The organism is Streptococcus pseudopneumoniae (genome assembly GCF_001074975.1).
GTDB lineage: Bacteria > Bacillota > Bacilli > Lactobacillales > Streptococcaceae > Streptococcus > Streptococcus pseudopneumoniae_D.
Genome location: NZ_JUUO01000089.1, coordinates 1 through 12,553 on the forward strand (window position 1 = coordinate 1; position 12,553 = coordinate 12,553).

The window sequence follows — 12,553 nt, forward strand, 5'->3', positions numbered from 1 at the left end:
GTACTCAAGTACAGCCTGCGGCTAGTTTCCTAGTTTGCTCTTTGATTTTCATTGAGTATAAGATGTGATATCGTGAAAATCGTTAGGGCATTTTATATAGAATATACATGGGAATGGGGCTTACTCCCATTCCCATATTTAATAGAAAAAGAGGAACTCAATGTTACATTATACAAAAGAAGACTTGATTGAATTGGGTGCAGAAATCACTACACGTGAAATCTACCAACAACCTGATGTATGGAAAGAAGCTTTTGAAGCCTATCAAGCAAAGCGTGAAGCAATTGCAGCCTTCCTACAAGGGATTGCTGATAAACATGACTATATCAAGGTTATCTTGACAGGTGCTGGGACTTCTGCCTATGTTGGAGATACCTTGGTACCTTACTTTAAAGAAGTTTACGATGAGCGTAAATGGAACTTTAATGCTATTGCGACAACTGATATCGTAGCTAATCCACAAACTTATTTGAAAAAAGATGTAGCAACTGTTTTGGTATCATTTGCACGAAGTGGGAACTCACCTGAGAGTGTAGCAACAGTTGACTTGGCTAAGACCTTGGTTGATGAACTTTATCAAGTGACCATCACCTGTGCTGCTGAAGGAAAATTAGCTCTTCAAGCACATGGTGATGACCGCAACCTCTTACTCTTGCAACCAACTGCTTCTAACGATGCTGGCTTTGCTATGACATCAAGCTTTACGTCGATGATGTTGACAGCGCTATTGGTATTTGATCCGACAGACTTTGCAGTTAAATCTGAGCGTTTTGAAGTATTGTCAAGCCTTGCACGCAAAGTCCTTGACAATGTAGCAGATGTCAAAGAGTTGGTTGACCTCGACTTTAACCGAGTTATCTATCTTGGCGCTGGTCCTTACTTTGGACTTGCTCATGAAGCTCAGCTCAAGATTTTGGAACTGACAGCTGGTCAAGTAGCGACTATGTATGAAAGCCCAGTTGGCTTCCGTCACGGTCCAAAATCTTTGATCAATGAAGATACTGTAGTTTTGGTCTTTGGTTCTACAACAGACTATACTCGTAAGTACGACCTAGACTTGGTTCGTGAAGTTGCAGGCGATCAAATTGCTCGTCGTGTTGTTCTCTTGAGTGATCAAGCCTTTGGACTTGAAAATGTCAAAGAAGTCGCACTTGGCTGCGGTGGCGTTTTAAATGATGTTTACCGTGTATTCCCATACATCGTTTATGCTCAACTCTTTGCCCTATTGACTTCACTTAAGGTAGAAAATAAACCAGATACACCGTCTCCTACAGGTACAGTAAACCGTGTGGTACAAGGTGTGATCATCCACGAATATCAAAAGTAAGACAGTATTTATGAATTCTTGATATGAGGATTTGTAAATTATCAGATAAACCATGGATTGTCAAGGTGCTTTCTATGGTTTGTTTGCTTGAGAGAAATAGTAAAAGGAGAACAGAATGAAAGCATACACAGAGCGTGTATTTGGAAATGTTGAGGGCAAGGATGTCTTGGCCTATCGCTTTGAGACGGACGGTGGTTACCAACTTGAGGTTATGACTTATGGTGCGACCATCCTGCGCTATGTTACCCCTGACAAGGCTGGAAATTTTGCCAATGTTATCTTGGGCTTTGATGACTTTGATAGCTATGTAGGCAATAGTCCAAAGCATGGAGCTAGCGTAGGTCCTGTGGCAGGACGTATTGCAGGTGCGACCTTTGAGCTCAATGGCAAGACCTATGACCTTGAAGTCAACAATGCTAGTAACTGTAACCACAGTGGTTCAACTGGTTGGGATTCCAGCTTGTTTGAACTAGTTGAAGTGAGCGACCATGGCTTGATCCTCTACACAGAGCGTACAGATGGGACAGGAGGGTTTCCTGGGAACCTCAAGATTTGGATTAGCTACTATTTTGAAGAAACAGGTGCCTATGAAATCAGCTACAAGGTAACGACAGATCAGGATACGCTGGTCAATCCAACCAACCACAGTTATTTCAACTTGTCTGGTGATTTCACGCAGACGATTGACCGTCATGTCTTCCAACTAAACACAGAGGGCATTTACCCAATCGCTCCCGATGGTGTTCCTGCAAAAACTCCAGACGCCAATCGTGATGCGGTTAAACACATCTACAATGGTTCCTTGTTGAAAGATATCTTTGCAGAAGAAGATGAGCAAATCAAACTTGTATCTGGTTTGGACCACCCATTTGCTCTTCCTGCAGGCCATGACAATGCTGGATTCCTTTATGACCAAAATTCAGGTCGCTTCCTGCTTTTCAAGACAGAGGCCCCTTGCTTTGTAGTCTACACAGCAAACTTTGTGGATGAGAGTGTCATCATAGGAGGTCAGCCAATGATTCAGCACAATGGTATTGCACTTGAAGCGCAAGCTTTACCAGATGCCATTCACAGTGACCTCAAAGACCAAGTCATTCTCAAAGTTGGTCAAACCTTCACAAGTAAGACGCGTTATGAGCTTGTTGTGAAATAAAGGATGAAGTTTCTACTTTTGGGGTGAATAGCATTTGCTTTATAACATTAGTAGAACTGGGCAAAAAGTAGGAAAATATGATATAATTTAATGTTGAAAATACCTGTCCTATCTATAGGATAAAAGGAGAAAAAAATGAAGAAAATTGTATTTGCTAGCGCCTTGGCTTTGACCTTGGCTGGAGCAGTTTTGACAAATGATGTTTTTGCTAATGACAGATTAGTGGCAACACAATCTGCTGATGGTAGAAATGAAAATGTTTTGAGTTCAGAAGTGTTAAATCCTTCTAGTGGCAACGTTTTAGTTGGGATTAAGGGAGAATTTTTAACCCCAGATAAACAAGCTATTTTGGATGCGATTAATAAGATTCGTAAGGAAGCAGCTGATGAAGGTTTGGTAGATAAGTATGTCCCTATCAAATGGTCTACTGATCTTGAGAAAACTGCTTTTGTACGCGCTACTGAGGTGTCAGTAACTCTGAAACCTGAGCGTCTTTCTACGAAAGAAATCTGGACTGCTTTTCCATCTAGTAATAATATAAGAGGAGAAGCTTTAGATGTGAACTATGAAGGTTTTCTAAAAGCAATTGAAAACTGGCATGCTGAGAAGGCGAATTATGTAGCGAAAAAGAAGGGTGGAACATCTAAAGAATTTACAGGTTATTATGAGGTTCTGATCAATTCTAAATTTACCTATGTGGGGCTTGCGGCTTTTAGAAATGCAGCTAGTTCTCAGAAAGTGGCAACGATTTCTATAGCTTTAGGTGATGATGCTTCTTCAGAGGAATTGGCTGGTGGATATGGTTCTGCTATTCAGTATACAGAAGTGACTGCATCAAACCTTTCAACAGTTAAAAGTAAAGCTACAGTTGTAGAAAAATCGTTGAAAGATTTTAGAACATCTACATCTAGTCAGTCTGGCTGGGTGAAGTCTAATGGAAAATGGTATTTTTATGAGTCTGGTGATGTGAAGACAGGCTGGGTAAAAACAGGTGGTAAATGGTACTATCTGAATGATTTAGGTGTCATGCAGACTGGATTTGTAGAAGTTGATGGAGCATGGTATTTCCTTGATAGTTCTGGCGCGATGTTTACAGGTTGGGGAACAGATGGTAGCAGATGGTTCTACTTTGATGGTTCAGGAGCTATGAAGACAGGATGGTACAAGGAAAATGGTACTTGGTATTATCTTGATCAATCAGGTGTCATGAAGACAGGTTGGTTTAAAGTAGGCAAGTACTGGTACTATGCATATGGTTCAGGAGCTTTGGCAGTCAGCACAACGACACCAGATGGTTATCGTGTAAATGGTAATGGTGAATGGGTTAACTAGGTTGAAGATAGCAAATTATAGGTAAAGTATTTATCTTATACTCAATGAAAATCAAAGAGCAAACTAGGAAACTAGCCGCAGGCTGCTCAAAACACTGTTTTGAGGTTGCAGATAGAACTGACGAAGTCAGCTCAAAACACTGTTTTGAGGTTACAAATAGAACTGACGAAGTCAGTAACATATACCTACGGAAAGGCGACGCTGACGTGGTTTGAAGAGATTTTCGAAGAGTATTACTTAGGAAAAAGAATGAACGATAAGAAAGAGGTTGATGACGAACATTGACCTCTTTTTGTTAGAATATAGGCTTCGAGTTGTCTGGCTTGACTTTCTTGATGGAAGTTATATAATAGTTGTAACTATAATAATTACAATAAAAAAGAGGGCCATTTATGACTTATGAATACAAGAGCCACATTTATTTAGCAGAGGCCGTTTTAAATGTAAAGGATTTGGCAAGTCAAACAGCCTTTTATCAGCAAGTGCTTGGTTTAGAAATCTTGTCTCAAACTGAGATAGAGACCGTTCTAGGACTTGGTGGAAAAGCCTTGGTCTACCTGATTCAAGCACAAGAGAGCGGTGAAGTAAGGGAACATTATGGCCTTTACCATCTGGCTATTCTCTTGCCGACACGCAAGGCTTTGGCGGATGTCTTGAAACACCTGACAGATTTACAGATTCCTCTTGTCGGCGGTGCAGACCATGGTTACAGTGAAGCTATTTACTTGGAGGATTTGGAGGGAAATGGCATTGAACTCTATCGAGATAAGCCTGTTTCCACATGGGATATTCGAGAAGATGGACGCATTATCGGAGTGACGGAAGCCCTTGCGGCGCAGGACATCTATGAGTTGGAGGAAAGAGTAGAGCCTTTTATCCTAGCAGATGGTACGAGAATGGGGCATATTCATCTTTCCGTCAAGGATAGTCGAAAGTCCAGTCAGTTTTATCAAAAGGTGTTAGGGTTAGAGGATAAATTCACTGTGCCTAGCGCTAGTTGGATTGCGGCTGGAGACTATCATCATCATTTAGCAGTCAACGAATGGGGAGGAAAAGGTCTGTCTCCGCGTAAGCAAGGCTTGCCAGGTTTGGCCTACTATGTCATTGAAGTCGCACATAAAGAAGAACTGTTAACGATTGCTAAACGAGCACAAGAAGTTGATGCAGCAATCAAGTGGCTGACATCTAGCCAGCTGGAAATCACAGATTCAGACGGAATCGTGACCCGTATTCGTTTAGCAAGGTAAAATTAGGAATTTCTATCGAGTTATCCATATAGCTAATTTGCCTTTTGAGAAGTCTTTGATAACAGAACTGCGTTGGATGGACGAGAATTTTGACAAAGGAGCTGATTAGAGATATAATGAAGAAAAATCGAGCAAGGAAAAAGAAATGACAAACTCAAAGTATATTACTCGTCTGAAACGTTCAGAGGGCCAGTTGCGTGGAATTCAAAAGATGATTGAAGAGGATCGTGACTGTGCTGATATTGTGACGCAATTGACAGCTGTGAAATCTAGTGTGGAGCGCGTGATTGAGATGATCATTACTGAAAACCTTACTGAATGTATCAACCAGCCGCTAGATAATCCTGAAGCTCAAAAGGAACGCCTAGAAAAGGCTATCCGATACTTGATTAAACGGAAATAAACTAATTTTTACCACGATAGTTGCAAAGATCTATCTACTATTAGAATAGTTTAATGTGAATCAAGATAGGTTAGTAAAAAGTCTTTAAAATTAAAAAACGCATAGTATTAGGTGTTGAAAAACCTTGATACTATGCGTTTTATTGTGGGAAGAGTTATACTCTTCGAAAATCTCTTCAAACCACGTCAGCTTCACCTTGCCGTAGGTATATGTTACTGACTTCGTCAGTTCTATTTGTAACCTCAAAACAGTGTTTTGAGCAACCTGCGGCTAGTTTTCTAGTTTGCACTTTGATTTTCATTGAGTATTACTTCATTTTCTCTTGAAATTGATTTTTGCCTAGTTTCGTTTGCTTATTCTACTTGACCAGGCCAAGCATTCATCCCACCTTCTACATTGGTAACGGTAAGGCCTTGGGCACTGAGAAATTGACAAGCAGATGCAGAGCGCACTCCACCTTGACAGATGACATGGTATGTATGGTCAGGTTTGAGTTCTTTGTAGCCTTGCTCCAAGGTACTTAGCGGAAAATTTTTGGCACCTGGTGCATGGACTGCTTGGAATTCATGCGCTTCACGGACATCGATAAGTTCTAGATTTTCATTTTGATATTTTTCATAAAAGTCAGCCATGCTGATATTAGTTACCATATTCTACTCCTTCTGGGTTAGCCATTTTGTATAGTGAATAAGCGCCGTCAAGATTTTGGACGGCAAATCCAGCTTGCTTGAGGATACGCTCTGCGATATAGCTGCGCAAACCACTGTGGCAGCTGACGATGTAGGCTTGGTTCTTGTCTAGTTCGTCCAAGCGTTCCCGTAGTTCGTTTAGGGGAATGTGGATGGTGTCGACTTTGAGTCGACCACTTTGGAATTCGCCACTTGTCCGTACATCTAGGAACTTCTTGCCCTTAGCTAGTTCGTCTTCGAGCTGGTACCATTGAATATTGTCGCTAAGGCCTTCGATAAGATTCAAGGATGCGTAGCCCAGCATATTGACGGGATCCTTGGCAGAGCCAAATGGTGGCGCATAGGTGAACTCCAATTCTGGTAAGTCAAAGACGGTGAGATTTCCCTTGATAGCAGTTGCCAGGATATCGATTCGCTTGTCAACACCTTTCTTCCCAACTCCTTGGGCACCATAGATTTTTCCAGTGGTTGGGTCAAAGAGGAGCTTCAATGTCATATCAGTAGCGCCAGGATAATAACCAGCGTGGTCTTTACCGCTGACATGAAGTGCCTTGTAAGGAAGTTGATTCATGCTAAGGATACGCTCGCTGAGACCAGTCGAAGCAGCTGTCATATCAAAGGCACGAACGATAGCAGTGCCGATACTGCCCTTGTTGGTACGACCGAGTCCTGCGATGACGTCCGCGACTTGGCGTCCCTGACGATTGGCAGGAGAAGCGAGAGAGATGAGAGCGTCTTGGCCCGTAATCTCTTGCTTGACGATGATAGCGTCACCAACAGCAAAAATATCTTTTTGGCTGGTTTCGTAATGTTCATCGACCAGAATCCCACCACGGAGTCCCAGTTCAATTCTCGCAGCTTTAGCCAGTCCGTTTTCTGGTTCAACACCGACAGAAAGGATGGTGAGGTCGGAAGTGATCTTTTGACCGTTTTCGAGAACGATGATTTTTCCTTGGTCTTCAAATCGAGTTGCTGACTGAGAAGTGATAAGGCGAACGCCGTTTTTAACCAATTCTGCTTGGACAAAGGCTGCCATTTCTTGATCTAATGGTGGCAAGACATGGGGTGCTTTCTCAACGATAGTAACTTGCAATCCACGTTTCGCCAGATTTTCAACCATTTCAAGCCCGATAAAGCCTGCACCGATAACGACAGCTTCTTTTGGATGATTGTCCAAGGCTGCCATAATTTCATCAAGATCGGGAACATTGCGGAGCGTGTATGCATTCTTAGCTTCTTCCAAGCCTTCAATGGTAGGAACAAATGGTTTAGCTCCTGGGGAGAGGATTAACTTGTCATAGCTTTCAGTGAATTCTTGTCCATTGTGCCGCACTGTCACAGTGTGTTCTGCTGGCGAAATCTGGATGACCTCGTGAAATGGTCGCACATCCAGATTAAAGCGTGCCTTGAGACTTTCAGGAGTTTGGACCAATAAACTATCACGTTTTGCAATTTCTCCTGAAACATAGTAAGGAAGCCCACAGTTTGCAAAGGAAACAAAGGGACCTTTCTCAAAAATAGTGATTTCAGCGTCTTCCATGAGACGTCTGAGACGGGTTGCTGCTGACATTCCGCCTGCAACTCCCCCGACAATGATAATTTTCATCTTCCTTCTCCTTTATACATCTAGATGACTTTACCTGTCCAAGCGCTCATACCGCCTCGGACATTGATGACATCATAGCCTTTTTTCTTTAGCTTTTTCGCAGCCATCTTACTACGTACACCAGAATGACAAATGACATAAAGTGTTTCTTTTGTCGCTGGTTTGTAGGAACCAATTTCGGTTAGAGGAACATTTTTTGCATTTTTGATATGAGCTCTACGAAATTCCATCGGCGTCCGAACATCCAGTAGCTGAATCGGTTCCTTGAGTTTAGCTTCTAACTCGCTGGTAGAAATACTGTCAATTTTTGTAAATAAGTGAAACATAGGCACCTCCAAATATACCCTTATGGGGTATATTAAACCATGAAGTCAAGCTTTTGTCAAGCAAGTTGTTTTGAGAGACTGGAAAGAAGTCCTAGGCCAGCTTATTATTGAACTTTCAAAGTCTTTTTGATATGATGGGCTTAAAGTAAGTGTGAGGTATAAAGATGACCAGTGAATACCAGAAAATGATTGCAGGAGAGTTTTACCGTCCATCGGACCCAGAACTGAGAGTCTTGGCTCAGGTTTCTCGCCAAAAACAGGCTGCCTTTAACAAGGAAGAAGATCCCTTGAAAAGGACGGAGATTATCAAAAGTTGGTTTGGTTCAACTGGGCAAAATCTCTATGTCAATCCACGACTGGTAGTCGATTATGGAGTCAATATCCATCTAGGGGAAAATTTTTATTCCAATTGGAACTTGACCATGCTGGATGTTTGTCCGATTCGCATCGGGGACAATGCTATGATTGGCCCCAACTGCCAGTTTCTAACACCTCTTCATCCACTGGATCCAAAGGAACGTAATTCAGGTGTGGAATACGGCAAGCCCATCACCATTGGAGACAATTTCTGGGCTGGAGGTGGCGTCATTGTCCTTCCTGGAGTGACGCTAGGTAATAACGTTGTTGCAGGAGCTGGGGCTGTGATTACCAAATCTTTCGGTGATAATGTTGTCCTAGCTGGAAATCCTGCGCGTGTGATTAAGGAGATACCTGTGAAATAGAAGTAAAAAGGAACAACGGGGCTTGTTTCTTTTTTGTAGGTTTCATCATCTTTTACCAAGCCCACATTTACCTACTCTATCTCTTAGCAAGTCTCCTTCATTAAGAAGTTTTAAAGCATCTCGTAACTGGGATTTTTTTTTGATGCAATAAGTGCTAGTGTAGGAGAGAGTTTTTCTAGATGAGTAGATGATGTCAACGATTTTTCTATTTATTTTCAGTCAAAGATGATATAATAGTAAGGTCGCAAACACTAGACTGCGCAGGCAGGAGGTGATCTTATGTGCGTTTTCATCGAACTTGTCTTGCTACCAATTCTTGCTGGTATACTAGCGAATGTCTTATCGGAGTGGCTTATCCGATTTGTAGCAAGCAAATGCGACAAGAAAAAGAAATAGCCTGAGCGCCTTGAGCAAGCGCAAAAAAACACCACTGGCGGCAACCGGTGGTGTTTCCTTATATGCTTATTTCATCGAACTTTTAAGCAAGTCCATTGTACCATTAAAAAGAGTCTTTGTCAAAAATGTTGCGATTGTATTGTTTTTCTCCTCAGTTTATCATTCTTCTCCTTGACACTCCGTCAGCTTTTGTTATAATAGTACAAAATTAGAGGAGGTAGGCTATGATTCAGAAACACGCGATTCCCATTTTAGAGTTTGATGATAATCCTCAGGCGGTCATCATGCCCAATCACGAGGGGCTGGATTTGCACTTGCCAAAGAAGTGTGTTTATGCTTTTTTAGGTGAGGAGATTGACCGCTATGCTCAGGAAGTAGGAGCAGAGTGCGTCGGCGAGTTCATTTCTGCCACCAAGACCTACCCCGTTTATGTCATGGACTACAAGGGTGAAAAAGTATGTCTAGCCCAAGCTCCTGTTGGTTCTGCCCCAGCTGCCCAGTTTATGGATTGGTTGATTGGCTATGGTGTGGAGCAGATTATTTCCGCTGGAACCTGTGGTGTGCTGGCTGATATAGAGGAAAATGCCTTTCTAGTCCCTGTTCGCGCTCTGCGTGATGAAGGAGCTAGTTATCACTATGTGGCACCTTCTCGTTATATGGAAATGCAGTCAGAGGCTATTACTGCTATTGAGCGAGTTTTGGAAGCTAGAGGGATTCCTTATGACGAAGTCATGACCTGGACCACAGACGGTTTTTACCGAGAAACGGCTGAAAAGGTGGCTTATCGCAAGAAAGAAGGCTGTGCTGTTGTGGAGATGGAGTGCTCTGCTCTTGCGGCAGTAGCCCAGCTACGTGGGGTTGTCTGGGGAGAGTTGCTCTTTACCGCAGATTCCTTAGCAGACTTGGACCAGTACGATAGTCGTGACTGGGGTTCAGAAGCTTTCGAGAAGGCCTTGGAACTCTGCCTTGAGATAGTCTCTCAGTTCTAGCTCTTCTCCTTCTTTTTATGGTACAATGGATGTATGTTATTCAAATTATTTGTGAAAAAAATTGAAAGGGCTTTGGGCGAACTTCCACCAGCTCGTCGCATCTTTTTAAGTTTCGCTGGAGTTATTTTTATAGGTTCTCTCCTTTTGAGTTTGCCTTTTGTTCAGGCAAATAGTTCGCAGGCCACTTATTTTGACCATCTTTTTACGACAGTGTCCATGGTCTGTGTGACTGGCCTTTTTACGCAACCAGTGGCTATGACCTATAATGTTTGGGGGCAGTTGATTTGTATGCTCTTGATACAGATTGGTGGTCTGGGGCTCATGACTTTTATCGGGGTCTTTTATATTCAGGGGAAGCAAAAACTCAGTCTGCGTAGTCGTGAAACCATTCAGGAGAGTTTTAGTTATGGGGAGACTCGGTCGCTGAAGGCCTTTATGCGGTCCATCTTTTTGACGACTTTTCTGGTGGAGGGCTTGGGTGCCTTCCTGCTAAGTTTCCGTTTTATTCCTGAGTTTGGCTGGGGACGAGGCATTTTTACCTCTATCTTTTTAGCCATTTCAGCCTTTTGTAATGCTGGTTTTGATAATTTTGGTAGTAGCAGTTTAGTGGCTTTTCAGACGGATCCCTTGATCAATCTGGTCATTGCTGGTTTGATTATCACAGGTGGTCTGGGATTTATGGTCTGGTTTGACTTGGCAACCCAGTTTGACAAGAAGAAAAAACGCCGTCTGCGTTTCCACACCAAGCTGGTCCTCTTCTTAACTGCAGGGATCTTGCTGTTTGGGACAGTATCCACACTCTTTACGGAGTGGCACAATCCTGGAACCATTGGCAATCTCAGTGTTCCAGAGAAAGTGCTAGTCAGCTTTTTCCAAACTGTTAGCATGAGAACGGCTGGTTTTGCTTCTATTGACTACACTCAAGCTCGGCCTGTTACTTTATTTATCTATATCTTACAGATGTTTCTCGGTGGGGCGCCTGGAGGAACAGCTGGGGGGCTCAAGATTACGACTTTCTTTGTCTTATTGGTCTTTGCGCGTAGTGAGTTGTTGGGCTTACCTCATGCCAATGTTACGCAGAGAACCATTGAGGCTCGCACAGTCCAAAAGTCCTTTAGTGTCTTCATTATCTTTTTGATGACCTTCTTGTTGGGCTTGATGTTGCTAGGAATTACGGCAGAAGGAACACCGCGATTTATCTACCTTATGTTTGAGACCATTTCAGCCCTTGCGACAGTTGGGGTAACGGCGAATCTGACACCAGAACTGGGCAAGTTAGCTCTCAGCATTGTCATGGTGCTCATGTTTATCGGCCGTATCGGTCCCTTGACCTTGTTGGTTAGTCTAGCGGATTACCAGCCTGATAAGAAAGATTTGATTCAGTATATGAAAGCAGATATTAGTATTGGATAAGAAAGGAAGAATGATGTCAGATCGTACAATTGGAATTTTAGGTTTGGGGATTTTCGGGAGTAGTGTCCTGATGGCCCTAGCCAAGCAAGATATGAATATCATTGCCATCGATGACCACGCCGAGCACATCAATCAATTTGAGCCTGTTTTGGCGCGTGGAGTTGTTGGCGATATTACAGACGAGGAACTCCTCAGAACTACAGGTATTGATACCTGTGATACGGTTGTCGTTGCAACAGGGGAAAATCTGGAGTCGAGTGTGCTTGCAGTTATGCATTGTAAGAGTCTAGGTGTACCAAGGGTTATTGCCAAGGTCAAAAGCCAGACAGCTAAGAAGGTGCTAGAAAAAATCGGTGCTGACTCGGTGATTTCACCTGAGTATGAAATGGGGCAGTCCCTAGCGCAGACCATTCTCTTTCATAACAATGTCGATGTCTTTCAGTTGGATAAAAATGTGTCTATCGTGGAGATGAAAATTCCGAGTGTTTGGGCAGGTCAAAGCCTGAGTCAGCTAGATCTACGTGGCAAATACAACCTAAATATCCTAGGATTTCGTGAACAAGAAAATTCACCGCTGGATGTCCAGTTTGGACCTAATGACCTCTTGAAGGCAGATGCCTATATCTTGGCAGTCATTAACAACCAGTATCTAGATGACTTGGCAGAACTAAATTCGTAAGGAGGGAACTTCCCTCTTTTTTTGATGTCCAAGGTAGCAGATAGAGAGAAACCAGTATCCTGATTGAGGTTAGAACCCCTTGTATTCTAGTAAAAATCCTTCAGAAGCTGGACTTTATGGTAGAATAGAAAGAAATGACAAGAGAGAGTAATACTCTTCGAAAATCTCTTCAAACCACGTCAACGTCGCCTTGCCGTGCGTATAGTTACTGACTTCGTCAGTTCTATCCACAACCTCAAAACAGTGTTTTGAGCTGACTTCGTCAGTTCTA

The 12,553-nt window shown here is 42.7% G+C and carries 14 protein-coding genes; 10 read left to right on the forward strand and 4 right to left on the reverse strand.

Annotation, left to right across the window (positions count from 1 at the left end; all coding sequences use genetic code 11):
- Window positions 1-160: 160 nt before the first annotated feature.
- The 6 genes from ADI86_RS04805 (at window position 161) to ADI86_RS04830 (ending at window position 5,462) form a co-directional block, all read left to right on the forward strand.
- On the forward strand, window positions 161-1,327 hold the full coding sequence (locus ADI86_RS04805) for an SIS domain-containing protein (protein ID WP_049531995.1): 1,167 nt from the start codon (window positions 161-163) through the stop codon (window positions 1,325-1,327).
- A 115-nt stretch (window positions 1,328-1,442) separates the two neighbouring features.
- Window positions 1,443-2,480: an aldose epimerase family protein gene (locus ADI86_RS04810; RefSeq protein ID WP_049531996.1), complete on the forward strand. Its 1,038-nt coding sequence runs from the start codon at window positions 1,443-1,445 to the stop codon at window positions 2,478-2,480.
- A 135-nt stretch (window positions 2,481-2,615) separates the two neighbouring features.
- Window positions 2,616-3,812 (forward strand): CAP domain-containing protein, encoded by a 1,197-nt coding sequence (locus ADI86_RS04815; RefSeq protein WP_049531997.1) that lies wholly within the window; start codon window positions 2,616-2,618, stop codon window positions 3,810-3,812.
- A gap of 44 nt (window positions 3,813-3,856) precedes the next feature.
- A complete protein-coding gene (locus ADI86_RS12220; RefSeq protein ID WP_049531998.1) occupies window positions 3,857-4,027 on the forward strand; it encodes a hypothetical protein in 171 nt (56 codons plus the stop codon).
- Between the two features lie 177 nt (window positions 4,028-4,204).
- A complete protein-coding gene (locus ADI86_RS04825) occupies window positions 4,205-5,059 on the forward strand; it encodes a VOC family protein (RefSeq protein ID WP_049531999.1) in 855 nt (284 codons plus the stop codon).
- Window positions 5,060-5,204: 145 nt separating this feature from the next.
- The gene (locus ADI86_RS04830) at window positions 5,205-5,462 is read left to right on the forward strand and encodes a metal-sensitive transcriptional regulator (RefSeq protein ID WP_049532000.1); all 258 of its coding nucleotides are present in this window, start codon (window positions 5,205-5,207) and stop codon (window positions 5,460-5,462) included.
- Window positions 5,463-5,637: 175 nt separating this feature from the next.
- Here ADI86_RS04830 and ADI86_RS12435 read toward each other — a convergent pair whose 3' ends face one another.
- From ADI86_RS12435 to ADI86_RS04850, 4 genes are read right to left on the reverse strand one after another with little or no spacing between them, the layout of a single operon-like run.
- Window positions 5,638-5,763 carry a hypothetical protein gene (locus ADI86_RS12435; protein ID WP_275043687.1) on the reverse strand — a complete coding sequence of 42 codons (126 nt, stop codon included), beginning with the start codon at window positions 5,761-5,763 and terminating at the stop codon, window positions 5,638-5,640.
- A gap of 52 nt (window positions 5,764-5,815) precedes the next feature.
- Window positions 5,816-6,112 (reverse strand): rhodanese-like domain-containing protein, encoded by a 297-nt coding sequence (locus ADI86_RS04840; RefSeq protein ID WP_049532001.1) that lies wholly within the window; start codon window positions 6,110-6,112, stop codon window positions 5,816-5,818.
- Window positions 6,102-7,757, reverse strand: coding sequence for an FAD-dependent oxidoreductase (locus ADI86_RS04845; RefSeq protein ID WP_049532002.1), 1,656 nt, complete (start codon window positions 7,755-7,757; stop codon window positions 6,102-6,104). Before ADI86_RS04845 ends, ADI86_RS04840 begins: the two co-directional genes overlap by 11 nt.
- A 20-nt stretch (window positions 7,758-7,777) precedes the next feature.
- Window positions 7,778-8,083, reverse strand: a complete 306-nt coding sequence (locus ADI86_RS04850; protein ID WP_049532003.1) for a rhodanese-like domain-containing protein — start codon at window positions 8,081-8,083, stop codon at window positions 7,778-7,780.
- A gap of 164 nt (window positions 8,084-8,247) precedes the next feature.
- On the opposite strand from ADI86_RS04850, the gene ADI86_RS04855 reads away from it, so the two are divergent.
- From ADI86_RS04855 to ADI86_RS04870, 4 genes are all read left to right on the forward strand, one after another.
- Entirely contained in the window at window positions 8,248-8,805 is a 558-nt protein-coding gene (locus ADI86_RS04855) for a sugar O-acetyltransferase (RefSeq protein WP_049532004.1), read from the forward strand.
- Between the two features lie 620 nt (window positions 8,806-9,425).
- Entirely contained in the window at window positions 9,426-10,190 is a 765-nt protein-coding gene (locus ADI86_RS04860) for a nucleoside phosphorylase (protein ID WP_049532005.1), read from the forward strand.
- A 33-nt stretch (window positions 10,191-10,223) separates the two neighbouring features.
- Window positions 10,224-11,603 (forward strand): TrkH family potassium uptake protein, encoded by a 1,380-nt coding sequence (locus ADI86_RS04865; RefSeq protein ID WP_049532006.1) that lies wholly within the window; start codon window positions 10,224-10,226, stop codon window positions 11,601-11,603.
- A 13-nt stretch (window positions 11,604-11,616) separates the two neighbouring features.
- Window positions 11,617-12,282 (forward strand): potassium channel family protein, encoded by a 666-nt coding sequence (locus ADI86_RS04870; RefSeq protein ID WP_049532007.1) that lies wholly within the window; start codon window positions 11,617-11,619, stop codon window positions 12,280-12,282.
- Window positions 12,283-12,553: the final 271 nt, after the last annotated feature.

Excerpts from the sequence above, each read along its gene's own strand:
- ADI86_RS04840 (WP_049532001.1), bottom strand. The coding sequence starts at position 6,112 with ATGGTAACTAATATCAGCATGGCTGACTTTTATGAAAAATATCAAAAT.
- ADI86_RS04825 (WP_049531999.1), top strand. The coding sequence starts at position 4,205 with ATGACTTATGAATACAAGAGCCACATTTATTTAGCAGAGGCCGTTTTA.
- ADI86_RS04815 (WP_049531997.1), top strand. The coding sequence starts at position 2,616 with ATGAAGAAAATTGTATTTGCTAGCGCCTTGGCTTTGACCTTGGCTGGA.
- ADI86_RS04860 (WP_049532005.1), top strand. The coding sequence starts at position 9,426 with ATGATTCAGAAACACGCGATTCCCATTTTAGAGTTTGATGATAATCCT.
- ADI86_RS04810 (WP_049531996.1), top strand. The coding sequence starts at position 1,443 with ATGAAAGCATACACAGAGCGTGTATTTGGAAATGTTGAGGGCAAGGAT.
- ADI86_RS04850 (WP_049532003.1), bottom strand. The coding sequence starts at position 8,083 with ATGTTTCACTTATTTACAAAAATTGACAGTATTTCTACCAGCGAGTTA.
- ADI86_RS04855 (WP_049532004.1), top strand. The coding sequence starts at position 8,248 with ATGACCAGTGAATACCAGAAAATGATTGCAGGAGAGTTTTACCGTCCA.
- ADI86_RS04865 (WP_049532006.1), top strand. The coding sequence starts at position 10,224 with ATGTTATTCAAATTATTTGTGAAAAAAATTGAAAGGGCTTTGGGCGAA.
- ADI86_RS04805 (WP_049531995.1), top strand. The coding sequence starts at position 161 with ATGTTACATTATACAAAAGAAGACTTGATTGAATTGGGTGCAGAAATC.
- ADI86_RS04870 (WP_049532007.1), top strand. The coding sequence starts at position 11,617 with ATGTCAGATCGTACAATTGGAATTTTAGGTTTGGGGATTTTCGGGAGT.
- ADI86_RS04830 (WP_049532000.1), top strand. The coding sequence starts at position 5,205 with ATGACAAACTCAAAGTATATTACTCGTCTGAAACGTTCAGAGGGCCAG.
- ADI86_RS12435 (WP_275043687.1), bottom strand. The coding sequence starts at position 5,763 with ATGAAAATCAAAGTGCAAACTAGAAAACTAGCCGCAGGTTGCTCAAAA.
- ADI86_RS04845 (WP_049532002.1), bottom strand. The coding sequence starts at position 7,757 with ATGAAAATTATCATTGTCGGGGGAGTTGCAGGCGGAATGTCAGCAGCA.
- ADI86_RS12220 (WP_049531998.1), top strand. The coding sequence starts at position 3,857 with ATGAAAATCAAAGAGCAAACTAGGAAACTAGCCGCAGGCTGCTCAAAA.